General features: G+C 65.3%; 18 protein-coding genes and 1 tRNA gene. 7 read left to right on the forward strand and 12 right to left on the reverse strand.

Annotated elements, in window-relative coordinates:
- Positions 1 to 147: 147 nt before the first annotated feature.
- From F9K20_RS20025 to cpdR, 4 genes are all read right to left on the reverse strand, one after another.
- Positions 148 to 888 carry a tetratricopeptide repeat protein gene (locus F9K20_RS20025; protein ID WP_291006187.1) on the reverse strand — a complete coding sequence of 247 codons (741 nt, stop codon included), beginning with the start codon at positions 886 to 888 and terminating at the stop codon, positions 148 to 150.
- 29 nt (positions 889 to 917) lie between these two features.
- Positions 918 to 1,043: a type B 50S ribosomal protein L36 gene (gene ykgO / locus F9K20_RS20030; protein WP_291006190.1), complete on the reverse strand. Its 126-nt coding sequence runs from the start codon at positions 1,041 to 1,043 to the stop codon at positions 918 to 920.
- Positions 1,044 to 1,064: 21 nt separating this feature from the next.
- A tRNA-Val gene (locus F9K20_RS20035) sits at positions 1,065 to 1,139 on the reverse strand.
- An 80-nt stretch (positions 1,140 to 1,219) separates the two neighbouring features.
- Positions 1,220 to 1,606, reverse strand: a complete 387-nt coding sequence (gene cpdR / locus F9K20_RS20040) for a cell cycle two-component system response regulator CpdR (RefSeq protein WP_291006193.1) — start codon at positions 1,604 to 1,606, stop codon at positions 1,220 to 1,222.
- Positions 1,607 to 1,924: 318 nt separating this feature from the next.
- On the opposite strand from cpdR, the gene F9K20_RS20045 reads away from it, so the two are divergent.
- Both F9K20_RS20045 and hisN read left to right on the forward strand, forming a co-directional pair.
- Positions 1,925 to 2,824, forward strand: coding sequence for an N-formylglutamate amidohydrolase (locus F9K20_RS20045; protein ID WP_291006196.1), 900 nt, complete (start codon positions 1,925 to 1,927; stop codon positions 2,822 to 2,824).
- A 644-nt stretch (positions 2,825 to 3,468) separates the two neighbouring features.
- Positions 3,469 to 4,272: a histidinol-phosphatase gene (gene hisN, locus F9K20_RS20050; RefSeq protein WP_291006199.1), complete on the forward strand. Its 804-nt coding sequence runs from the start codon at positions 3,469 to 3,471 to the stop codon at positions 4,270 to 4,272.
- Between the two features lie 9 nt (positions 4,273 to 4,281).
- Here hisN and F9K20_RS20055 read toward each other — a convergent pair whose 3' ends face one another.
- Complete coding sequence (locus F9K20_RS20055) at positions 4,282 to 5,241, reverse strand: alpha/beta fold hydrolase (protein ID WP_291006202.1); 960 nt, start codon at positions 5,239 to 5,241, stop codon at positions 4,282 to 4,284.
- Between the two features lie 93 nt (positions 5,242 to 5,334).
- Positions 5,335 to 5,772 (reverse strand): hypothetical protein, encoded by a 438-nt coding sequence (locus F9K20_RS20060; protein ID WP_291006205.1) that lies wholly within the window; start codon positions 5,770 to 5,772, stop codon positions 5,335 to 5,337.
- 271 nt (positions 5,773 to 6,043) lie between these two features.
- Here F9K20_RS20060 and F9K20_RS20065 point away from each other — a divergent pair, with 271 nt between their 5' ends.
- The 3 genes from F9K20_RS20065 (at position 6,044) to F9K20_RS20075 (ending at position 13,180) form a co-directional block, all read left to right on the forward strand.
- Positions 6,044 to 6,490, forward strand: a complete 447-nt coding sequence (locus tag F9K20_RS20065) for an Hsp20 family protein (protein ID WP_291006208.1) — start codon at positions 6,044 to 6,046, stop codon at positions 6,488 to 6,490.
- Between the two features lie 459 nt (positions 6,491 to 6,949).
- Complete coding sequence (gene gltB / locus F9K20_RS20070; RefSeq protein ID WP_291006234.1) at positions 6,950 to 11,653, forward strand: glutamate synthase large subunit; 4,704 nt, start codon at positions 6,950 to 6,952, stop codon at positions 11,651 to 11,653.
- 81 nt (positions 11,654 to 11,734) lie between these two features.
- Positions 11,735 to 13,180 carry a glutamate synthase subunit beta gene (locus tag F9K20_RS20075; protein ID WP_291006211.1) on the forward strand — a complete coding sequence of 482 codons (1,446 nt, stop codon included), beginning with the start codon at positions 11,735 to 11,737 and terminating at the stop codon, positions 13,178 to 13,180.
- 64 nt (positions 13,181 to 13,244) lie between these two features.
- On the opposite strand, the gene F9K20_RS20080 is transcribed toward F9K20_RS20075, so the two are convergent.
- The 4 genes from F9K20_RS20080 to F9K20_RS20095 form a co-directional block, all read right to left on the reverse strand.
- Positions 13,245 to 13,733 (reverse strand): plastocyanin/azurin family copper-binding protein, encoded by a 489-nt coding sequence (locus F9K20_RS20080; RefSeq protein WP_291006214.1) that lies wholly within the window; start codon positions 13,731 to 13,733, stop codon positions 13,245 to 13,247.
- 207 nt (positions 13,734 to 13,940) lie between these two features.
- Positions 13,941 to 15,260, reverse strand: coding sequence for a GDSL-type esterase/lipase family protein (locus F9K20_RS20085; protein WP_291006217.1), 1,320 nt, complete (start codon positions 15,258 to 15,260; stop codon positions 13,941 to 13,943).
- A gap of 136 nt (positions 15,261 to 15,396) precedes the next feature.
- Positions 15,397 to 15,957 carry an adenosylmethionine decarboxylase gene (gene speD / locus F9K20_RS20090; protein WP_291006220.1) on the reverse strand — a complete coding sequence of 187 codons (561 nt, stop codon included), beginning with the start codon at positions 15,955 to 15,957 and terminating at the stop codon, positions 15,397 to 15,399.
- A gap of 254 nt (positions 15,958 to 16,211) precedes the next feature.
- Positions 16,212 to 18,485: an AsmA family protein gene (locus F9K20_RS20095; RefSeq protein ID WP_291006222.1), complete on the reverse strand. Its 2,274-nt coding sequence runs from the start codon at positions 18,483 to 18,485 to the stop codon at positions 16,212 to 16,214.
- A gap of 317 nt (positions 18,486 to 18,802) precedes the next feature.
- Here F9K20_RS20095 and F9K20_RS20100 point away from each other — a divergent pair, with 317 nt between their 5' ends.
- Entirely contained in the window at positions 18,803 to 20,110 is a 1,308-nt protein-coding gene (locus tag F9K20_RS20100) for a polyhydroxyalkanoate depolymerase (RefSeq protein WP_291006225.1), read from the forward strand.
- A gap of 78 nt (positions 20,111 to 20,188) precedes the next feature.
- Complete coding sequence (locus F9K20_RS20105; RefSeq protein WP_291006228.1) at positions 20,189 to 20,584, forward strand: cytochrome C; 396 nt, start codon at positions 20,189 to 20,191, stop codon at positions 20,582 to 20,584.
- Between the two features lie 38 nt (positions 20,585 to 20,622).
- Here the strand turns inward: F9K20_RS20105 and pqqA are convergent, their stop codons facing one another.
- Both pqqA and polA read right to left on the reverse strand, forming a co-directional pair.
- Positions 20,623 to 20,712, reverse strand: a complete 90-nt coding sequence (gene pqqA / locus F9K20_RS20110) for a pyrroloquinoline quinone precursor peptide PqqA (RefSeq protein ID WP_068459738.1) — start codon at positions 20,710 to 20,712, stop codon at positions 20,623 to 20,625.
- Positions 20,713 to 20,832: 120 nt separating this feature from the next.
- Positions 20,833 to 22,765, reverse strand: a 1,933-nt coding sequence (gene polA, locus F9K20_RS20115; RefSeq protein ID WP_291006231.1) for a DNA polymerase I, incomplete at its 5' end; no start/stop codon positions are given.

The following is a 22,765-nucleotide window of genomic DNA, read 5'->3' on the forward strand; positions in this document are numbered from 1 at the left end:
GATGCTCGAGCACCATCCGGACGGCGCGTTCACGCACCTCCGGCGAGAACTTGCGGGATGTCTGGTGATTCTCCATGGCTCCAATCTCTCAAGATCTGGAGCCTCCGACAAACCCGGAGCGGTTCAATCGAGCCAAGCCGCTAGGCTTTAGATCCCCTGGCCCTCGACCTCGACCGACAATTCCTCGGCGGCCTGCTTGGCGCCTTCTTGGAACGGGTTGATCTTGAGGATCTGCTTATAGGCCTGCAGCGCGCTCTTCTTCTGACCGGAGTCGCGCAGGATGCGCGCCAGCCCTTCGAGCGCCTTGAAGTGGTTGGGCTCGAGCGCCAAAGCGCGCCGCAGGTCGCCGACGGCGCCCTCGTAGTTGTTCTGCAGGAAAAATACGTACGCACGCCGGTTCCAGCCTTCGGCATAGTCCGGTGCCAGCTCGACCACGGCGTCGAGAAACTGCAGCGCGAGGTCGTTGTTCTGCTCGTTGATGGCTTTGGCCGAGCGGGCCATCAGCACGCCGATGGTATCGCTCCCCGACTGCAGCCATAGGCTTTCGATGGTTTCGGCGATGGGCGCGGCCTGCGAGGCGTCGGGCGCTTGTGCCAGGTGTGTGTAGAGCTCGGCGAGCAGCGCGTCGCGATCCTGCGGGACCGGCTTGGCGCCTTCCTGTTTCGGTTTCGCCGACGGAAATACCGCTCCGGGCGGCGCCGGAACTGGCGGCAGGTTGTTGTGTGGAGCCGGCAGCGGCTTCAAGCCCTCGGCGTCGAGACCCGGGGCCGGAATGCCCCGCGGATCATCCTGGGCCAGAGCAGGCGTAGCCACGGCCAAGAGCCCGGCGGCGGCGGCAAGTGCGAGACGAGGTATGCGGCGCATCCGGCAAACATAGGATGCGGCCATGGAAGCGTCAAAGCGCGGCGAAGTTGCGCCTAGCCCTGGCGCGCCTTGAAGCGGCGCTGCACCTTGTTGATGATGTACACCTTGCCCTTGCGCCGCACGAGGCGGTTGGCGCGGTGACGAGCGCGCAGCGATTTCAACGAGTTCCGGACTTTCATCTCAACACCGATGGCAAATGATGGTGGGCGCGACAGGGATCGAACCTGTGACCCCTACGATGTCAACGTAGTGCTCTACCGCTGAGCTACGCGCCCCAGAGGCGCGGTTCTATGCGGTCGCCCCCGCTAAGGTCAACACTTGATTGAAACAGCCCTGATGGGCCGGCCCTGCGCCTTTAGGCCGCCAGCAGGCGGTCGACCTCGCGCACCAGGTCCTTGAGGTGGAACGGCTTGGACAGCACCCGCGCATCCTTGGGGGCCGCCGAATCGCTGTTGAGGATGACGGCAGCGAAGCCGGTGATGAACATGATCTTGAGGTCGGGGTCGAGCTCGCTGGCGCGGCGGGCCAGCTCGATGCCGTCCATCTTGGGCATGACGATGTCGGTAAGCAGCAGGGTGAACGGCTCCGACTTCAGCCGCTCGAAGGCCTCCTCGCCGTTCGGGAAAGCGATGACGTCATAGCCGGCCTTTTTCAGCGCCCGCACCAGAAAGCCTCGCATCGAGTCGTCGTCTTCGGCGAGCAGAATACGAGATATCGTTACGCTTGAAGGCTTTGCGGTCATGGCTACTCTGGAACTATCCGTTCGACGCGTCTGCCGGCGACGGGCGCTGGCTCGACTGTGGTGCGACTATGGTAAACGGGAGGTGAAGCGTGCCCCGGCAAGCCGTGGCGACCTCGCTCTCTCCACCAACGAGGCCTCCACCCTTACCGTCCCCCGGTGGACATATTGAGACGACGTTGGCACAGTGAGCAAGGGCGATGGCGTGCATTGAGACGCATTGTCCCGGCGGTGCGATGTTTCAGTTTCGAGCGCCGTCACACCAGCCCAGTGGAGCCGCTGCCAGCGTTCGAGCAGTCGGAGAGAGACATCGCAAGAAGCATGCCCGCGCCGGACGGTCCCCCAATTCCTGCGGAGCTGTTGCCGCCGTACATCGTGAGCGCGCCAGAAGTTCAGGCCGCACCTTTCGTCCTTTGCTCTCCCCATTCCGGGCGGACGTATCCGGCCAGCTTTGTCGAGTTGTCGCGCTTGGGGCCACTCTCCCTCAGGAAGTCGGAAGATTGCTTCGTCGACGACCTGTTCGCTCCGGTTGCCGCAGCCGGTGTGCCGCTGATCGCCGCACGCTTTCCGCGTGCCTTTCTGGACGTGAACCGCGAGCCCTACGAGCTCGACCCGGAGTTGTTCTTGGAGCCGCTTCCCGATTTCGCCAACACGCAATCGGTCCGCGTTGTCGGCGGCCTGGGCACGATCGCCCGCATCGTCGCCGATGGGGAGGAAATCTACCCCCGCAAGCTACCGCTCGCCTGGGGACTGGCGCGCGTCAGGCAACTCTACATTCCGTTCCACGCGGCGTTGTGCGATCTGATCGAAACGACCCGCCACCGCTTCGGCTATGCCATCCTCATCGACTGTCATTCGATGCCGTCGGCGTCGATGGCGCCGGCCGGCGGCCCGCGCCCCGATATCGTGCTCGGCGACCGCTTCGGCGCCTCGGCCGACTGCAAGATCACCCGCTTCCTCAAAGATGTGCTCACCGGGCTCGGCTATGAGGTGCACATGAACCGTCCATACGCGGGCGGGTACATCACCGAGCACTACGGGCGGCCGGCGCGCGACGTGCACGCGGTGCAGATCGAGATCAACCGCGGCCTCTATCTGGACGAGCTGACGCTACGCCCGACGGCCGGATTCGACGAGTTGCAGAGAGATCTGCAGAGCCTGGCAGCGCCACTGTTCAACGATCTGCCGGCGCTGCTCGAGCACCGGGCAGCCGCCGAGTGAGCGTTGCGGCAGCTGCTAAGCTATGCAAATCCTTCATGCTGCGACGCACAAATTTCGCGCCGTCGTAGCCATCGCAGGCAGGATCTTCTAGCCAGGGGAAAGTAGGGGAAATGCGTTTCGTCGCTCGGCTCCGCCGCGCCTGATCGCGGCAGGCAAGAAAAAAGGGCCGTTCGGGTCACGAACGGCCCAAGTCTAGGGAGGAAACGCCCAAGGAGGGCTACGACAAACGAGCTGGGCTCGCGATGTCGCATCGCAAAAGCTACTGGTGCGTCGCAGCAATTTCAAATGCATTTTTTGCAGAGCTGCCCTTCCGAAATCAGGGGCTCGGGGCGGCCGCGCGTAGCGCACGAAAAAAGGCCGTTCGGAGGACGAACGGCCCAAGTCTAGGGAGGAAACGCCCAAGTGGGCTAACGGTAGTCTGGATCGACCAGCGCCACCGCGCTATCGAGATATGAGCCGCTTCGCGGCTGCCATCAACCAACGACAGCCGGATCTCCGCGCATTGCTGGTAATCTGTCGCCAGTCGGCAACACTTATTGATTGGCGGCCACATTTATGAGGCGTGCGCACTGCAACTTATGCACTTATGTCCGCAATGAGCTTAGTTCTATTGGGCGATGACTTCATTCGGGCGAGACAATACTGTGACAAAACAGGCGCAGCCAGCTCTGCAAGACTTCATAGATTTCGCCCATGTCCTCGCCGACGCGTCCGGCGCGGCCATCCGGCCGTACTTTCGTGCCCCGCTGGACGTCAGCAACAAAGGCCCCGACGGCTCCTTCGACCCCGTTACCGCGGCCGATGAGGCGGCCGAGCAGGTGATCGCGGCGGCGGTGGCCAAGCGCTGGCCCGAACACGGCTTCATCGGCGAGGAGCACGGCACGACGCGGCCGGACGCGCGGCTACGCTGGGTTGTCGATCCCATCGACGGCACCCGCGCCTTCATCATGGGTTGGCCAATGTGGGGCACGCTCATCGGCCTGATGGACGGCGACGCGCCGGTGCTCGGGCTCATGGACCAGCCATTCACGCGCGAGCGCTTCTGGTCAGGAAGCGATGCCGCTTATGTGCGCACGGCTGATGGCGAGCGGCGCATCAGGACACGCTCATGCGCCCGGCTGGCCGATGCGATCCTCACGACGACGCATCCCGACCTGTTCGAGCCCGGCAGCGAGGCGGAGGCCTTCGCACGGCTGAAGCCGCTGGTGCGCATGACGCGCTACGGCGGTGACTGCTATGCCTATTGCCTGCTGGCGGCGGGCTTTGTGGATCTCGTCGTCGAGGCCGGGCTGAAGCCTTACGACGTCGTCGCCTTGATCCCCATCATCGAGCGGGCCGGCGGGCGCATCACTACCTGGGACGGCAAGCCGGCGACGGCGGGTGGCCGCGTCGTGGCGGCCGGCGATGCGCGCCTGCACGAGCAGGCCTTGGCCGTGTTGTGCCGCTAGAGGATCGGCTTAGGCGACCTTCATCTCGACGCCGAGATAGGCATCGAACGCCGCCCAGAAGCGCGTGCGCACGGCGTCGGTCTCCTGCAGGATCTCATGCTGCGAACCCGGCATGAGGATGCACGACGACACCTTGGCGCGCACGGCAAAATCCTCGATCGCCCGGGTCGAGACGACGGCATCGTTGCCGGCCGCGAACATCAAAAGCGGCACGTTGATGCGCGCCGGAAAGTCGGCAGCCCCGAGCATGCGGCACGACCGCAGGGCGCCCCGCAACCATCCGACCGTCGGGGAGCCGATGCCCAGCGAAGGCGCCAGATCGAGCACCGCCTTGGTACGCTGCCAGCGCTCGTGGTCGGAGGTGAGCGAATTGCCCTCGAACCTATGCTCGGCGTAGAGCCCGTCCGTGCCGCCGACGACGTAGGCGGTCGACATGCCGAGCATCGAGGCGATCTCGGCGTAGGTGAGGGCGCGCGAGGCCGTCGTGCCGAGACAGTTCTCGTTGATGGCGATCATCGGGGCGGAAAGAATGATCCGCTCGAACCACAGCCCGGGCATCGTCGCGTTGCGCAACAGGATGCCGCCGCCCATCGAATGCCCCAGCCCCACGAATGGCGGCGGGCAGTCGGGCAGCACGATATCCTTCATGAAGCGAATGAGGTCGCGGTCGTACTCCCAGAAACCGCGCACATGCCCCTTGCGGGGATTCGACAGCATGCGCTGCGAGCCGCCCTGGCCGCGCCAGTCCATGGTGGCGACAGCAAAGCCGCGCCGCCGCAGATCGGCGATGACCTCGAAGTACTTTTCGATGAACTCGGCGCGGCCGCCGAACAGGCAGACGGTTCCGCGGCGCGGCAGGCGCGTGGCGTCCCAGCGCGCATAGCGCAACTCGGCGCCGTCATATCCCCTAAAGGATCCAACGGTTCCCCCGCTCGGAACCGGATTCTTGGCTAGCGATACCAGTTCCATCGCGCCCCCCTCAGGCGTTCGCCGACTCTTCGCCGCCAGCATACAGGCGGCGGAGCGTTGCGGCCACGATGGAGCCGGCTAAGCTCGCAGGGCTCAGTACGAGGGTGCCCAGTGGCGCCGCGGCCCCCAGGCGTATGGCCCCAGCCGGCGGCCGTAGATCGGCCGGGCATCGACGACCTCGCCGCTGCAGCGGTCGATGGTCAGATCAAACAGGCGTCCGGAGGGCCGGCGCGCCTTGACGAGGACGACGTTGCCATGCGGTTCGACGGCGTGAAACCCGCGCCAGCCCGCCGCCCGTAGCCGGTCACGCGCCACTTCGCGCGGGACGCAGCCGCGTTCGGCGTAGGCCGGCGGCGGATAGGGCGGCTCGAAATCGTCCGGCACGTCGGCGTAGCGATCGTGCGGCGGCGGGCCCTCGCCGTACTCGTCGTAGGGCGGCTCGTAGAGGTCGGCGGCGAGGGCTGGAAGGGCGAAGGCGGCGACAGACACGGCAAGCGCAAATGCCGCGGCAAGACGGGCGTACGCTGGCATGGTGAAACTCCTCGAACCGGCTGGTTGTGGCTCTTCCCAAAGCCCCGGCAGGGTGCCGCCTGCAACATGAACCGGACCTGAAGGCGGCCCGGTTTTTCGTTGCCTTAACGTCACTTGCGACGCTGGGGTTGTCGCCGCCAGGCAGTCTTGAAGGTCAGTCGACTCCACCTAAATAGAAGCTGGCGCACGCCCTGCGGGGGTGCGCGCTGTAAAGATCGCCTGGCCGTTCCGGCAGGCGCAATGCATGTCGCTCAACCATGGAGGATATGTCATGCGACAGTTTGATTTTGCCCCCCTTTATCGTTCGACGGTCGGCTTTGATCGCCTGGCCCAGCTGCTCGACAGTGTCGGCGGTTTCGACACCGACGGCTACCCGCCCTACAACATCGAGCGCCTCGGCGATAACGAGTACCGCATCACCATGGCGGTCGCCGGCTTCAACAAGGACGAGTTCAAGATCGAGGTCAAAGAGCAGACCTTGGTCGTTTCCGGCGAGAAGAAGCCTGACGACAAGCAGCGCGTCTTCCTGCACCGCGGCATCGCCGCGCGCTCGTTCGAGCGCCGCTTCCAGCTCGCCGACCACGTCGAGGTGAAGGGCGCCGATTTCAGCGATGGCCTCCTGCACATCGACCTCGTCCGCAATCTGCCCGAGCGCATGAAGCCGCGTACGGTTTCGATTGGCTCGGCTGCCCCGAAGCAGATCGAAGCAACCGCGTAAGCCATCCGGCTTTCGTTTACTGCCAAGCATGGGCGGTCGCCGTATCCGCGGCGGCCGCCTTTTGCTGTCCATCCACGGCGCCGATAGTGGCGGGTTGATGCTTGTGCGTGCAGAAGAAATCTGCGAAGCTCGGCCGAAAGGTCAGTAGTCCTGTCCTTTATGGATTGCGGCCGGGGCCACCTAACGGGCGCCCTGGCTGTTGCCATGAGCGGCAGGAACGAGCGAGGTGTTTGTAAAGATGCGGCGCTTTGGTGAACCTGCATGCGTGGCCGGCTGGTCCATGCCGCGCCCCGGCAGCATCGCCCGCAATACCGCTCCGCTTCGTTCTGACGTTCTTGACTAACGCCGCCTGAGGTCGATCAATCGGTCTTTCGCGGCTCGCCGATCCGTCCGAACTGAGCATATTTACACGCTGCAGCGTCCCGTCACCGAGGTCGCAGTATGACGAAGACTGAAGAGATGAGCGAAGCCGAGGTCTTCGAGGGCCTCGCGACACCGCCGGCGCAGGGGCTTTACGACCCGGCGCACGAGCGCGACGCGTGCGGCGTCGGCTTCATCGCCGACCTCAAGGGCCGCAAGTCGCACCAGATCGTCTCCGACGCACTCAAGATTCTCGCCAACCTCGAGCACCGCGGCGCCGTGGGCGCCGATCCGCTGGCGGGTGATGGTGCCGGCATGCTCATCCAGATCCCGCACGACTTCCTGAAGGAAGAGTGCCGCAAGCTGGGCTTCACGCTGCCCCCGCCGGGCCGCTATGCCGTCGGCCACATCTTCATGCCGCGTGATGAGCGCCTGCGCGCGCATTGCGAGCGGGTGTGGACACGTATCGTCAAGGAAGAGGGGTTGGAGCTGCTCGGCTGGCGTTCCGTACCGGTCGACAACTCTTCGTTGTCGGAGATGGTCGTCGCCACCGAGCCGGTGCACCGGCAGGTGTTCATCGGCCGTCCGTCGACGATCCTCGACCAGGACGATTTCGAGCGCCGCCTCTATCTGACGCGCAAGATCGTCTCCAACTCCATCCAGCAAGCCTACAAGAACCGCGACATCGGGCACTACACGGTGTCGCTGTCTTCCCGCACGCTGGTCTACAAGGGCATGTTCCTGTCCTACCAGGTGAAGGCCTACTACACCGACCTGTCGGACCCGCGCTTCGTCTCGGCCATGGCGCTCGTCCACCAGCGCTTCTCGACCAACACCTTCCCGTCCTGGAAGCTGGCGCATCCCTATCGCATGGTCGCCCACAACGGCGAGATCAATACGTTGCGCGGCAACGTCAACTGGATGGCGGCGCGCCAAGCATCCGTCTCCTCGCCGCTCTATGGCGAGGACATCTCCAAGCTGTGGCCGATCTCCTACGAGGGCCAGTCCGACACCGCCTGCTTCGACAACGCGCTCGAGTTTCTGGCCATGGGCGGCTACTCGCTGGCCCATGCGGCGATGATGCTCATCCCGGAAGCATGGGCCGGCAACCCGCTGATGGACCGCAAGCGGCGCGCCTTCTACGAGTACCACGCCTGTCTCATGGAGGCGTGGGACGGCCCGGCCGCCATGGCATTCTCCGACGGCCGCCAGATCGGCGCCACGCTCGACCGCAACGGCCTGCGGCCCGCCCGCTATTTCGTGACCAAGGACGGCCTTGTCGTCATGTCCTCGGAGGCGGGCGTTCTCCCCGTACCTGAGGAGACGATCGTCCAGAAGTGGCGTTTGCAGCCGGGCAAAATGCTGCTCATCGACCTGGAGAAGGGTCGCATCATCTCCGACGAGGAGCTCAAGTCCGAGATCGCCGCCAGCAACCCCTACGAGACCTGGCTGAAGCGGACGCAGATCCTCGTATCCGACCTGCCGCTGCCGAAGGACCGCGCGTCGACCAAGAAGTCGAACGTGGGGCTGCTCGATCTGCAGCAGGCCTTCGGCTACACGCAGGAAAGCATCAAGCTACTCATGATGCCAATGGCGCAAAGCGGCCAGGAAGCCGTCGGCTCCATGGGCACCGACACGCCGATCTCGGCGCTGTCGTCGAAATCGAAGCTGTTGCACACCTACTTCAAGCAGAACTTCGCGCAGGTGACGAACCCGCCGATCGACTCGATCCGCGAGGAGCTCGTCATGAGCCTCGTGTCGTTCATCGGGCCGCGGCCGAACATCCTCGACCTCGAAGGCACCTCGAAGCAAAAGCGCCTCGAGGTCTATCAGCCGATCCTCACCAACGAGGACCTGGAGCGCATCCGCCAGATCGGCGAGGTGAAGGACAACGAGTTTTCCTCCATCACGCTTGACATCACCTATGCGGCCGAGAAGGGCGCGGCGGGCATGGCGCCGGCGCTCGACTGCGTGTGCGCCGAGGCCGAGGAAGCGGTGCGCTCGAAGGAATACAACATCGTCATCCTGTCCGACCGCGCTGTCGGGCCGGACCGCATTCCCATTCCGTCGCTGCTGGCGACGTCGGCGGTGCACCATCACCTGATCAAGCAGGGCCTCAGAACCTCGGTCGGTCTCGTCGTCGAGACGGGAGAAGCCAACGAGGTGCACCAGTTCTGCACGCTCGCCGGCTACGGCGCCGAGGCGATCAACCCGTATCTCGCCTTCGAGACGCTCGAGCAGATGCTGCCCGAGCTCGACGAGGACATCACCGCCGAAGAGGTCAAGAAGCGCTACATCAAGGCCATCGGCAAGGCCATCCTCAAGGTCATGGCCAAGATGGGCATCTCGACCTATCAGTCCTACTGCGGGGCGCAGATCTTCGACGCCGTCGGGCTGCGCTCGAGCTTCGTGAAGAAGTATTTCACCGGCACGCACACGCAGATCGAGGGCATCGGCCTGCGCGAGATCGCGCAGGAGACGGTCGACCGCCACGCCGCCGCGTTCGGCAACGTGCCGGTGCTCGAGAACGCGCTCGATGTGGGCGGTGAGTACGCCTACCGCGTGCGCGGCGAGGCGCACGTGTGGCGCGCCAGCGTCGTCGCCGACCTGCAGCATGCGGTGCGCGGCAACATCCCCGACAAGTACCGTTCGTTCGCCAAGCAGATCAACGACCAGTCCGAGCAGCTGATGACCATGCGCGGCATGTTCCGCATCCGCTCGGCGGAGGCGCTCGGCCGCAAGCCGGTGCCGATCGAGGAGGTCGAGCCGGCGGCCGAGATCGTCAAGCGCTTCGCGACCGGCGCCATGTCGTTCGGCTCCATCTCGCGCGAGGCGCACACCACGCTCGCCATCGCCATGAACCGCATCGGCGGCAAGTCCAACACCGGCGAGGGTGGCGAGGAGGCCGACCGCTTCAAGCCGCTGCCCAACGGCGACTCCATGCGCTCGGCGATCAAGCAGGTCGCCTCGGGCCGCTTCGGTGTCACGACGGAGTACCTCGTCAACTCCGACATGGCGCAGATCAAGATGGCGCAGGGGGCCAAGCCCGGCGAGGGCGGCCAGCTGCCTGGCCACAAGGTTGACGCGGTGATCGCCAAGGTGCGGCACTCGACGCCCGGCGTCGGCCTCATCTCGCCACCCCCGCACCACGACATCTACTCGATCGAGGATCTGGCGCAGCTCATCTTCGATTTGAAGAACGTCAACCCGAAGGGTCAGGTGTCGGTGAAGCTCGTCTCCGAGGTGGGCGTCGGCACGGTGGCGGCGGGCGTCGCCAAGGCGCGCGCCGATCACGTGACGATTTCCGGCTTCGAGGGCGGCACCGGCGCCTCGCCGCTCACTTCCATCAAGCACGCCGGCAGCCCATGGGAGATCGGCCTCGCCGAGACGCATCAGACGTTGGTACTGAACCGCCTGCGCGGCCGCATCGCCGTGCAGGTCGACGGCGGCGTCCGCACAGGGCGCGACGTGATCGTCGGAGCGCTGCTCGGCGCGGACGAGTTCGGCTTCTCGACGGCGCCGCTCATCGCCGCCGGCTGCATCATGATGCGCAAGTGCCATCTCAACACCTGCCCGGTCGGCGTCGCCACGCAGGACCCGGTGCTGCGCGCCAGGTTCCAGGGCAAGCCCGAGCACGTCATCAACTACTTCTTCTTCGTCGCCGAGGAGGTGCGCGAGTACATGGCGGCGCTCGGCTACCGCAAGTTCGACGACATGATCGGACAGACCGAGGCGCTCGATAAGGACCGTGCCATCGAGCATTGGAAAGCCAAGGGTCTCGACTTCTCGAAGATCTTCTACAAGCCGCGCATGCCGAAGTCGGTGGCCGTCTATCACTGCGAGGAGCAGGACCACGGCCTCGACAAGGTGCTCGACAACAAGTTCATCGAGCTGTGCCAGCCGGCGCTCGAGACAAAGAAGCCGGTGAAGCACGAGCTGACGATCAAGAACACCGATCGCAGCGCCGGCTCCATGCTGTCGGGCGAGGTGGCCATGCGCTACGGCCATTCCGGGCTGCCCGAGGACACCATCTGGCTGACGCTGTCCGGCACCGCCGGGCAGAGCTTCGGCGCCTGGACGGCGCACGGCGTGACGCTCGATCTCGTCGGCGAGGGCAACGACTACGTCGGCAAGGGATTGTCGGGTGGCAAGATCATCGTGCGCCCCAATGCCATCTCCAGCATCAAGCCGGAGGACAGCATCATCGTCGGCAACACGGTGCTGTACGGCGCCATCACCGGCGAGTGCTACTTCCGCGGTATCGCCGGCGAGCGCTTCGCGGTGCGCAACTCGGGCGCCTCGGCGGTCGTCGAAGGTACCGGCGATCATGGCTGCGAATATATGACCGGCGGCGTTGTCGTCGTGCTCGGGCCGACGGGTCGCAACTTCGCGGCCGGCATGTCGGGTGGCATCGCCTATGTCTTGGACGAGGCGGGCGACTTCGAGCAAAAGTGCAACATGGCCATGGTCGAGTTGGAGCCGGTCGAGGCCGAGGAAGAGCTGATGGAGCGCCTGATGGGACAGGCGGGCGACCTTGAAAGCCATGGCCTGGTCGAGGTCATGAGCGACATGACCAAGAACGATGCCGAGCGCCTCTATGCGCTTGTCGCCCGGCATGCGCACTACACCAATTCGGCGAAGGCGAAAGCCATCCTCGCCGACTGGCGTACGTACATGCCGAAGTTCAAGAAGGTCATGCCGGTCGAGTACCGCAAGGCCCTCGTCCAGATGGCCAAGGCGCAGGCGGCCGACAAGGACGGCCTCGAGAAGATCGAGATCGGCCTCAAGGTGGCCAAGGCTTGAAGAATTTCGCCTCTCCATGAAATGATGGCCGAGGCAACGGCGTCGGAGCCACGGGCTCGATGCCGCGAATAGGGAGCGGGTATGGGAAAGATTACGGGCTTTCTCGAATTCAGGCGGGCGGAGCGCAAGTACGCCCCGGTCGCCGAGCGCGTGAAGCACTGGCGTGAATTCGTGCAAGCACTGAGCGAGGAGGAGACGAAGGTCCAGGCGGCGCGCTGCATGGACTGCGGCATCCCCTATTGCCACACCGGCTGCCCGGTCAACAACCAGATCCCCGACTGGAACGACCTCGTCTACCACAGCGACTGGAAACAGGCGGCGCTGAACCTGCACTCGACCAACAACTTCCCCGAGGTGACGGGGCGAATCTGTCCGGCGCCATGCGAGGCCGCGTGCACGCTCAACATCGATGACGTGCCGGTGGCCATCAAAACCATCGAATGCTCCATCGCCGATCGCGCCTTCGAGGAAGGCTGGATCGCGCCGCAGCCGCCCGAGAGGAAAACGGGCAAGCGCATCGCCATCGTCGGCTCCGGTCCGGCGGGACTTGCCGCCGCGCAACAACTGGCGCGCGCCGGCCACGACGTGCATGTCTACGAGAAGAACGCGAAGCCCGGCGGGCTGCTGCGCTACGGCATCCCCGACTTCAAAATGGAGAAGGGAATCATCGACCGCCGCGTGAAGCAAATGGAGGCGGAAGGCGTGACCTTCCACTGCAACGCACACGTGGGCAGGACGGTATCGGCCAGGGAGCTCGAGGACAGCTACGATGCGCTCCTGCTCACCGGCGGGTCCGAGCAGCCGTTCGACTTCTTCACCAACTCGAAGGGGCGCGACCTCGACGGGCTGCACTTCGCCATGGATTTCCTGCCGCAGCAGAACCGCCGCGTCGCCGGCGAAACGCCTCCCGCCATCACCGGCGCCAAGGACATCCTGGCCAAGGACAAGCACGTCATCGTCATCGGCGGTGGCGACACGGGCTCCGACTGCATCGGCACCTCGTTCCGCCAGGGTGCCAAGTCGGTGACACAGCTCGAAATCATGCCGATGCCGCCGGAGAAGGAGAACAAGGCGCTGTCGTGGCCCAACTGGCCGCTGAAGCTGCGCATCTCGACCAGCCAGGCAGAGGGTGCCAAGGTCGAGTACTCGGTTTCGACCACCGGCTTTTCCGGCGAGAACGGCAAGGTCAAGAAGCTGCACTACGTGCACGTCGACTCTAAGCTGCAGCCGATTCCTGGCACCGACGCCGAGCTTGATGCGGACCTCGTGCTGTTCGCCATGGGCTTTTCAGGCCCTATCGAGGACGACGTGGTCAAGGAGCTGAGCCTGCCCGTCGTAGCGCGCGGCCGTTTCAAGGGCCTCGACGCCAACGAGCGCGACTACAAGGTGCCGGGCCAGGCCAAGGTGTTCGCCGCCGGCGACATCCGCCGCGGACAGTCGCTCGTCGTGTGGGCGATCCGCGAAGGGCGGCAGGCGGCGCAATCGATCGACAAGTTCCTCATGGGCAAGAGCGCGCTGCCGCGCTGACCCTCTGCCGGATCTCGTGGCCGCAACGGAAAGGGAGCGCGAGGCATCCTCGCGCTCACCAACCTCAATAGCCGTACCCGTACGAAGGCTTGGCCTTGCGCTTCTTCGGAGCCGGAGCTTCCTCAACCGGCTGCTCGGCTTGAGCCTTGGGCTCGGACTTCGCCTCCTCGGCCGGTGCATCGGTCGCAGCAACATTGATCGTGCCGCGCATGCTCTTGGGATGAATGGCACAGTGATAATGGATAGTGCCGGGCGTTGCGAATTTCTGGTTGGGCGAGCTCGTGCTGTCGAATGCCCCGGTGTCCGTCAGGGCATCGCCTTCTGAATCGGGAACCAGCTGATGCGTGACGCCCGAGTCGACGGCCACCCATTTGACGGATTGGCCCTCCTTGATCTTGGCGTTCGTATCGGTGAACACGAACTTGCCGTCGGCATTCTTGACGATCGCAATGGCCTTCACGTCGTCGGCGGCGGCTGTGGGTAGGCGCGACAGAACCAGGCCGCTCGCCGCCAGGCCGGCGAGCAAAGTTAGCTGCGGCACGTTGCTACGCATGCGCATCTCCTTGTTGGCAAGAGCTTGAGAAGGTTGCTGTCTATCCGTCTCGCCTACGACCGATTGTTCCGTAGGTAACAGCGAACCACTTTTGCGCCCTGTGGCCGCAGTCAGGTGCAATCGACCGCCCGGCTCTGGTCAGCGGCGCAGCGCACGAGTTACGCGGCCTGCTTCAAAAAGCGTACCGTTGCGGCGGTGACAGGACGATCAGCGCTGGCGCGATGATGCGCCGGTTTCGGCAACCGGCGGCGGCTCGCTGCGAACCTCGGCGGTGAACTGCGGACGCGGCCAGGTGAAATCGTCCGCACGGCCGGGCTTGGAGGGCAGGCGCTCGCCCTTCTCCAGCACGCGGAAATACGGGCTCTGCGTCGGCGACAGTCGCCGGCGGGTGCCGTCGGCGCCGCGCGGCGGCACGATCGAGCTCATCACGGTCAGGCCGCCGGGAATCTGATCCACGAGCACGTCGCCCATCTGCGCCGCCTTGTCGTTGCTCTGCTTGCGCGTGACCAGGGCAACGACGGAGGCCGGTATCGCCGGCCGGACGATCTCGACCGTCACGATCTGCTCGGTGCCCTCGGCGCCCAGCACCCGGATGTCGACCTTGCCTGTCTCCAGCTTCTGGTCCTTGGCACCGTCGGCTGAAGCGTTGGCCGCGGGCGCCGCGACACCGCCCTTGGCAGCCTTCGCCTGCGCCTCGGCGCGCGCCGACTCGGCCCTGAGGCGCACCTTGTCGGGATTGACGCGCGATTGCTCCGCCGGATCGCCGGCCAGAGGTATCGATCGCTCGGTGCGCGCCTGAGCGATGTCGCGCTTCAGCTCGCGCTCGACGAAATGCGCCAGCTTCAGATAGCCGGCCTGCGTGAAGTGCACCCCGTCGCTGTCACGCAGTCGCCGGATCTTGCCAGTGACGTCGGGTCCCCAATCGCTGTAGCCGCCGTTCTCGTCGATGAAGCTTGCGTAGGCATCGATGTAGCGCGCGCCGTTGAGGTAGGCACGCTCACGAATGACGTCGTTCATCCGCTGCGCGCGCTCGTTGTCCTGCCAGCGACGCATATTGGGCATGCCCACCCAGTAGACCGCGCGATTGTTCTTTTTCAGCAGCTTCATGAGGCGGTCGACGCGCGCAGCGTACTCGGTGCGCCATGCGTCATTGTTTTCCGCCGCGCGCCGGCGATTGAGGCTGTAGCGGTCCTGAGCACCGACCATGACGATGGCGATGTGGCTCGGATCGGTGCCGAAGGTCTGCTCCATCTCGGCAAGCTCGTTCGGCGCACTGTTGCGCATCAGGCCGGCGAGGTCGTAGCGCTTGCGCGAGATCGAGACGCCCGGACCGACGGTGAAGGCCTCGACGAGGCCGCTGAGCAGGCCCTCGGCCAGCCAGTCGCCGACGATTTGAACCTGGTAAACATCGTTATCGGGAAAGGGCGTAATAAAGCTGCCGCCGAGGCCCTGATCCTGCGCGGAAGCCGGCAGCGCGCGCACCATGAGAAGCGCGGAAAGAGCCAGGGTGATAAGGGCGCGAATCAAGTCGATCGTTCCCTGCGCTAGAAGCCGACCACACGCCGAATCCGGTCCGGCGACGCAGCAGCATTGTCGCTACTGCGTCGCCCAAGGACAAGGCGGAAACGTGACCGGAAGGGCGGGGAGGGCCATTCCGCGGCGCTCAAGCCGCGCGCTTCGACCGCTTCGCGCCCTTCAAACGCACCGGCGCCTGCTTGGAGCGCGCCGCCCGCCACTTCAGCTCCTCGAGTTCCGAGCCGCGATGGTGAGTCTTCACCAGCACGTCACGAGCGCTGAAAGCCTCGCGCAGGATCTCGATGCACTTGTGCGGCTGAGCCTCTCCACACATGAAGACGTCAAGAGCCGCATAGTCGGCCTCGGGCCAGCTGTGGATGGAGATATGACTCTCCGACAGCACCGCGACGCCCGACACGCCGCCATTGGGCGTGAAGTGGTGCAGATGGATGTGCAGCAGGGTTGCTCCTGCCACCTCCACGCATCGCTTGAGCGTACTCTGAATGTGCTCGAGATCATCAAGACGGCGGGCGCCGAACAAATCCACCAAGAGGTGGGTGCCGGCATAACGCATCCCATCACGCTCGATGAAGAAGTCCTTCCTGTCTTCGTGCGCTACAGGCGCAGCTACACGACGATCTTCCTCTTGGGCGGTGCTTGAACGAGTCAAGTCCATCCCCAATTGGAAGAGGGTGTCATTAAAGGCCATATGACCCTCCCCAACCAGCAGATAGAGGTGACCCGTCCGCTCCTTACCTTTGGGGTTTCTGGAAAACCTCGACCTTAAGGGCAGGTGGACGAACGGAGAGGGGTCATATGAGGCACACACCCCCCCTACGCAAGAAAAAATTTGCCCCGCGGGCAAAAAAATTCGCCGCACGCTCGCGCGGTTCTCATCGAGGCAGGTTCAGCTGGCACCCGACGGCTTCGCGAGCACAACATACGACGTCCGCGCGGCGCCGATCACTCCTCGCCGAACAGGCTGTCAAGCAGCTTCTCTGCCTTCGACGGGCCGCCGTCCTCGCCCTTGCCAAACAGATCCTGCACGATCTCCCCGGCCTTCTTGCCCTTGAGCTGTTTGCCGATCTGCTTCACAGCGTCGACCGTGTTCGGATTGTTAATCGCACCTTCGATGTCGGGAGAGAGCGCGGGCTGCTCCCACGAGCCGGTGATGCGCACCGGCACCTCGATGCCGACCGCATTCTGCTCGCCGCCGTCGCCGCCGAGATTGGCGACGAGCTTCGGGCGCACCGTGTAGTCGAGCGCGCGCTGCGGCAGGTCGACGGTGCCGTCGCCGGAGGCGTGCAGATGCTGGCTGTCGAGTTTCAGATCGTTGTTGGCGGCGATGCCGTCGGCGATGGCGAAGGTGCCGGTCAGCGAGCGGAAGTCCGTCTTCTTGGCGGCGTCGAGGGCGAAGCTCGGAATGCTGCCCTCCGACAGCTCGCTCATGGCGCCGCCGAGATCGAAGCCGATAACCGCGCCGTCGCGCAGGGCGACGCTCGATGTGCCGTTGAGCGAGCGCACGATGTCCGCCTCGGTCGTGCCGTGCCCGCTTACCTTCCAGGCGACATCGGCGTTGCCAGCGAGCCAATCGACCTGTGCGGCATCACGCAAAAGCGGCCGTGCCGAGATGCCCGACAGCGCCACGTCCGAGGTGAACGCGGCGTCGCTGCCCGAGGCATCGAGGGTAATTAGGCCGTGGCCGCTGCCGTCGTAGAGGCGCAGCTCGGACAGCGTCACCTTGGCGATGAGATCCTTGACGCCCACCGTGACTTGCGCGGCATCGATGCGGGTGCGCCCGTAAGTGACCTCGCTGAGGGCGAGGCGCGCGTCGGCATCGGCGAGGCCCAGCGCTTTGATGTTGATCGGCTCATTGCTCCAGCCGGCACGCTGCGTGTAGCCCTTCACCTGCGGGCTCGCCGGCCGATTGAGAAGGTCTTCGATCGAGTCTGGCTCGGAGGCTGGCGGGGCAGGCACCGGCGGCTCGAGGCTGAGCGGCGTCGGCGCGGGCACGGCGGAGCCGCCCCTGCCGGCGCGCAGCTCGGCTCCGAGCGGCAGCTCGGCGACGTTGAGCCCCGAGATCTTCAGATCGGCAGCCACGTGCGGGCGGGCGCCTTGGCGCTCCTCGAAACCGACCGTGCCGCTGGCGGTCGTGCGTCCGGCCTTCAGATCGATGTCGGAGAGATGCACGCTGGTTTGCGTCGCATTCAGTCGCGCCGTGAACGCCACCTCTCCCGCACCTACTTCCGGCGACACCTCGTTGCCCCACCAATGCGCGAGCGCGCTGAGCGAGGGCGAGCTAGCGGTGATGGTCCCGGCGCCGTCGTTGGGACCGATAGTGCCATCGTAGCTGAAGGTGAGCGGCATGCCCGACACCGTGAGCGCCAGCTTGGCGGGTCGCTGCTGCGCAAGCTCGGCCGGCGTGGTCAGCGTGCTCTTGAACTCGAAGGTCTCGCCCTCCGCCACCAGGCTGCCGCTGCCTGTCAACGGCTCGTCCATCGCCGCCAGCGAGAACTGCGCATTGAGCCCGTCGAAGCGGCCCCAGGCGCCGCTGCGCTCGTCGTTGTAGCGCACGGCACCATTGGTGATGCGGATGTCGTCGAGCGACACCGCGGCAATCTCGCGGTGCTCGGCGGCCTTTGCGGGGCTGACGATGAGCTCGGACAGCCGCGGCCAGGCGGCATCGGCGCGTGCGAACCGAAGCGGCACGTGGAGCGAGGCCAAATCCCAGCTCCTGCGGCCGTTGCTGTCGACGCGCAGCGAGAACACCGGCTCGTTGAGCTCGACCCGGTCGACCACGATTTCCTGGCGCAGCAGCGGCATCAGCCGCACGCCGACGTCGAAGCTCGCCATCTTGACGAACGGCTCGCCGCCCATGCCAGGCGGGGTCGAGAGCGAGACGTCGCTGAGGCTCAGACCCAGCGAGGGAAAGATGGTGAACGATGTCGGCCCCGCGATGCGCAGGTCACGTCCAGTCTCCGCCTTCACCCGCGCAATGATCTCGCGGCGGATGTAGTCGGTCGGCGGCGACATGATGAAGAAGGTGGCGGCGCCTACGCCGAGCGCGAGCAGCGCCACGCCGCCGTAGAGGAGGATGCTCATCAGCGGCGATGAGGACGCGGGGGCCGGGCGGCGCCGATCGGCGCCATAGGCGCCAGGTGCATGGCGGCCCTCGCCGAGCGAATCACGGCGGGGAACTGGTGGTGAGCCCCTGCCAGGCGGCCTTGTGCTCGTCATGTCGGCCTCGAATGGCTCGTGGATATCGGTGAGGGCAAATTCGGCGCCCCCCAGCTAGATGGAGGCACAGCAACTCCCGCAAAAGGGCGCTTTTGGTGCATTGCGGCGCGCGATGGGCCAATTTGACGCTTTATGGTTGCGACAACTCGGCCGCAACGGCCAGTCGAAAGTGTCCGAAAGGGAACAGCATAGCTGGTGAAACCCTATATTATCGGCCCCGGCTCTGACAGCTGTGTGGTAATTTCTGGCGATGCCATGGCCATACTTCTGGCCCGCACTGCACCCGCACTTGCTGCACCGCAGCAGAAGGCACGGCGATGCACTACTACGCTTATGAATTCGCCCACAGCGTGCTCTCCCCGCTCCGCCTCGGCGTCAGCGGGCTGCGCAGCATGCTGGACTGGCCCCTCAATCCAGTAGCCAGCACGCCATATGGCCGTCACCTCGCCGCGGCGTGCGAGCTGTTCGAGAACGTCACACGCCGCTACGGCAAGCCGGAGTTCGGGCTGCGGTCGACCCACGTCGCCGGCGTCCAAGTGGGTGTTCGCGAGCACATCGTGGCCTCGACGCCGTTCTGCAATCTGCTGCACTTCCGCCGCGACGAGACGGTGCTGACCGGCAAGCGCTACGACCCCAAGGTGCTGATCGTGGCGCCGATGTCGGGGCACTACGCGACCCTGCTGCGCGGCACCGTCAGGGCGATGCTGCCCGAGCACGAGGTGTACATAACTGACTGGATCGACGCGCGCGACATCCCGCTCGCCATGGGGCGCTTCGATCTCGACGATTTCATCGACCACGTCATCGAGTTCGTCCGCGTATTGGGTCCCGACACGCACGTCATGGGCGTCTGCCAGCCGGCGGTGCCAGTGCTGGCAGCGGTCGCCCACATGGCCTCGATCGACGATCCGTGCCAGCCGGCGTCGATGACGCTGATGGGTGGCCCGATCGACACGCGGCGCAATCCGACCGGCGTCAACAAGCTGGCTGAAGGGCGCTCGATCGAGTGGTTCGAGAGCAACGTCATCTCGACGGTGCCGTTCCCACATGCCGGATTCATGCGTCCGGTCTACCCGGGCTTCATGCAGCTCACCGGGTTCATGACCATGAATCTCGAGCGGCACATGAATGCGCACGTCGATCTGTTCAACAACCTCGTCAAGGGCGACTGCGACTCGGTCAAGCAGCATCAGGACTTCTACGACGAGTACCTCGCCGTCATGGATTTGACCGCCGAGTTCTACCTGCAGACGGTGAAGACGGTATTCAAGGACCACGCCCTGCCCAAAGGCACGATGATGCACCGGGGCGTGCGCGTCGACTGCGCGGCCATCCAGGACACGGCGCTGCTCACCATCGAGGGCGAGCGCGACGATATTTGCGGCATCGGCCAGACGCAGGCGGCGCACGATCTGTGCACCAACATCCCCGAGGATCAGAAAGTGCACTACGTGCAGGAGGGCGTCGGCCACTACGGCGTCTTCAACGGCACGCGCTGGCGCACCGAGATCCAGCCGCGCATCCGCGAGTTCATCCGTACCATCGAGTACGAGCGCGGCGCCATCCCGACCGGCCGTACGGCCCGGCGCATGCACCACCCCGCGCTCGCCGTCTCGCCGGTGTAGGGGGTCCTCTTAGGGCGACCTTAGGCTCTCTCCGGCAGTCTCGACCCCATGGCGGGCCTCCCGCCAATGGAGTTGCCGATGCGTCGTTCTTCTTGGATTGCCGCCGCCGCGCTCGGCCTGCTGCCGGTGGCCGGTGCCGACGCGGCCGACGACGACCTCGAGATCACCTTCAACGACCACTGCCGCGAGTGCCATTCCTTCATCAAGGGTGATAACCGCTTGGGCCCATCACTCTTTGGCGTGGTGGGGCGCAAGGCGGGAATCGAGCCCGGCTTCGGCTACACGGACTCGCTGAAAGATTCCGGCATCACCTGGGACGAGGCGACGCTCGACAAGTGGATCGCCGACCCCGGCGCCGTCATCCCCGGCAACGGCATGAGCCCGCCCTACGGCGGCGTATCCGATCCCGCCATCCGCCAGCGCATCATCGCCTTCCTGAAAACGCTGGCGCCAAAAACAAACGGCGGCCCGTAAGGACCGCCGCTTGCCCGTCCTGAGGACGAAATCGACAGTTAGATGATGTCGATCTCGGCCGGCATATACGAGGTGACCTCGAGGCCAACTTCCTGCTCGCGCACGGCCGGCTTGCTCCAAACCTTCATGTTGCTTCCTCCTCTATGACCGGACGACCATTCATCCGGCCTGTGACGATTATGTAGGCAAGCGCCCACATAAGAGCCAATCGCGTTTTCTTGGCTGCAATATAAGCGCGGCTGATTGCGCTAGTGCGCGGCTTCCCAGTTGTCGGCCGCCTTGGCGTCGACGTGGATCGGCACCTTGAGCTTGACCACCGGCAGAGCCGCGCCCTCCATGACTGTCTTCACCGTGCGCAGGGCATTGGGGATCTCCGCCTCGCCGACCTCGAACACCAGCTCGTCGTGCACCTGCAGCAGCATCTTCGCCGACTTGAGGCCGGCGGCGGTGAGCGCACCCGGCATGCGCACCATGGCGCGGCGGATGATGTCGGCGGCCGAGCCCTGGATCGGCGCGTTGATCGAGGCGCGCTCCAGGAAGCCGCGCATGCTCGGGTTCCTGGTGTTGATTTCCGGGTAGTGGATGCGGCGGCCGAAGATGGTCTCGACGAAGCCCCTCTCGTGAGCGCGCTTTTTCGTCTCGTCCATGTAGGCGCGGATGCCCGGGAAGCGCTCGAAATAGGTCTTGATGTAGGCGCCCGCCTCTTCCTTGGAGATGCCGAGCTGGTTGGCGAGCCCGAAGGCCGAGATGCCGTAGATGATGCCGAAGTTGATCGCCTTGGCGCGGCGGCGCACCTCGGCCGGCATGCCGGCGACGGGGACGCCGAACATCTCGGAGGCGGTCATGGCGTGGATGTCGAGGCCCTCGTCGAACGCCTTGCGCAGCTGCGGGATGTCGGCGATGTGGGCGAGCACGCGCAGCTCGATCTGGCTGTAGTCGGCGGAGATCAGCTTCTTGCCCGGCTCGGCGATGAAGGCGGTGCGGATCTCGCGCCCCTCCTTGGTGCGGATGGGGATGTTCTGCAAGTTGGGCTCGGACGAGGCCAGCCGCCCCGTCGTCGTGGCGCCGAGCGAGTAGCAGGTGTGGATGCGCCCCGTTCCGCCATGCACGTAAGCGGGCAGCGCGTCGGTGTAGGTCGAGCGCAGCTTGGTGAGCTGGCGCCACTCGAGCATGGTGTTGATGAGCTTGCGCGCGTCGTCGGGCAGCTCCTCGTTGGCGGCGAGATCGTCGAGCAGCCCGGCGCGCGTCTCCCACTGACCGCTCTTGGTGCGCTTGCCACCGGGCAGCTGCAGGCGCTCGAATAGAAGCTCGCCGAGCTGGCGGGGCGAGCCGAGGTTGAACTTGTGGCCGACAAGGCGGTTCACCTCCTCCTCGAGGCGGGCGACGCCCTGCGCGAAGGTGGAGGACAGACGCGACAGGATCGCCCCGTCGACGCGGATGCCGGCGCGCTCCATCTCGGCGATCACGGGAACGAGCGGCCGCTCAAGCGTCTCGTAGACGGTCGTAAGGCGCTCGGCCACGAGCCGCGGCTTGAGGATCATCCAAAGCCGCAGCGTGACGTCGGCGTCCTCGGCGGCGTACTCGGTCGCCTTGTCGAGCGGGGCCTGCGCGAAGGTGCGCTCGGACTTCTTCTTGCCGGGCACGTGCGCGATCACCTGCTCGAACGAGATGCACGCATGCCCGAGGTGGCGCATGGCGAGGTCGTCCATGCCGTGCGGCCACTTGCCGGCATCGAGCGCGTACGACATGAGCATGGTGTCGTCGATCGGCGTCACGCGGATGCCGTGCTGGGCGAGCACGTTGAGGTCGAACTTGATGTTCTGGCCGATCTTGAGGATCGACGGCTCCTCGAGCAGCGGCTTTAAAAGCGCCAACGCCTCGACGACCGGAATCTGCACGACGCCGTCGTGCGTGCCGAAGTCGAAGCTGCCGGCGCTGGCGCGATGGCCGAGCGGCACGTAGCAGGCTTCGCCCGGCGCCACCGCCATGGAGAAGCCGACGAGCTCGGCCTGCATAGGATCGATCGATGTCGTCTCGGTATCGAAGGCGACGTGTCCCGCGCCGTATGCACGCGTGATCCATTCCTCCAGCTGCTCGCGGGTGGTGACAGTCTCGTACTTGGAGCGGTCGATCGGCGCTCTTGCCGCCGCGGCGGCTTGTGCGGCGGCCGCGGCCGGCGAT

The organism is Hyphomicrobium sp. (assembly GCF_009026145.1).
In the GTDB taxonomy this organism is placed as follows: domain Bacteria; phylum Pseudomonadota; class Alphaproteobacteria; order Rhizobiales; family Hyphomicrobiaceae; genus Hyphomicrobium_A.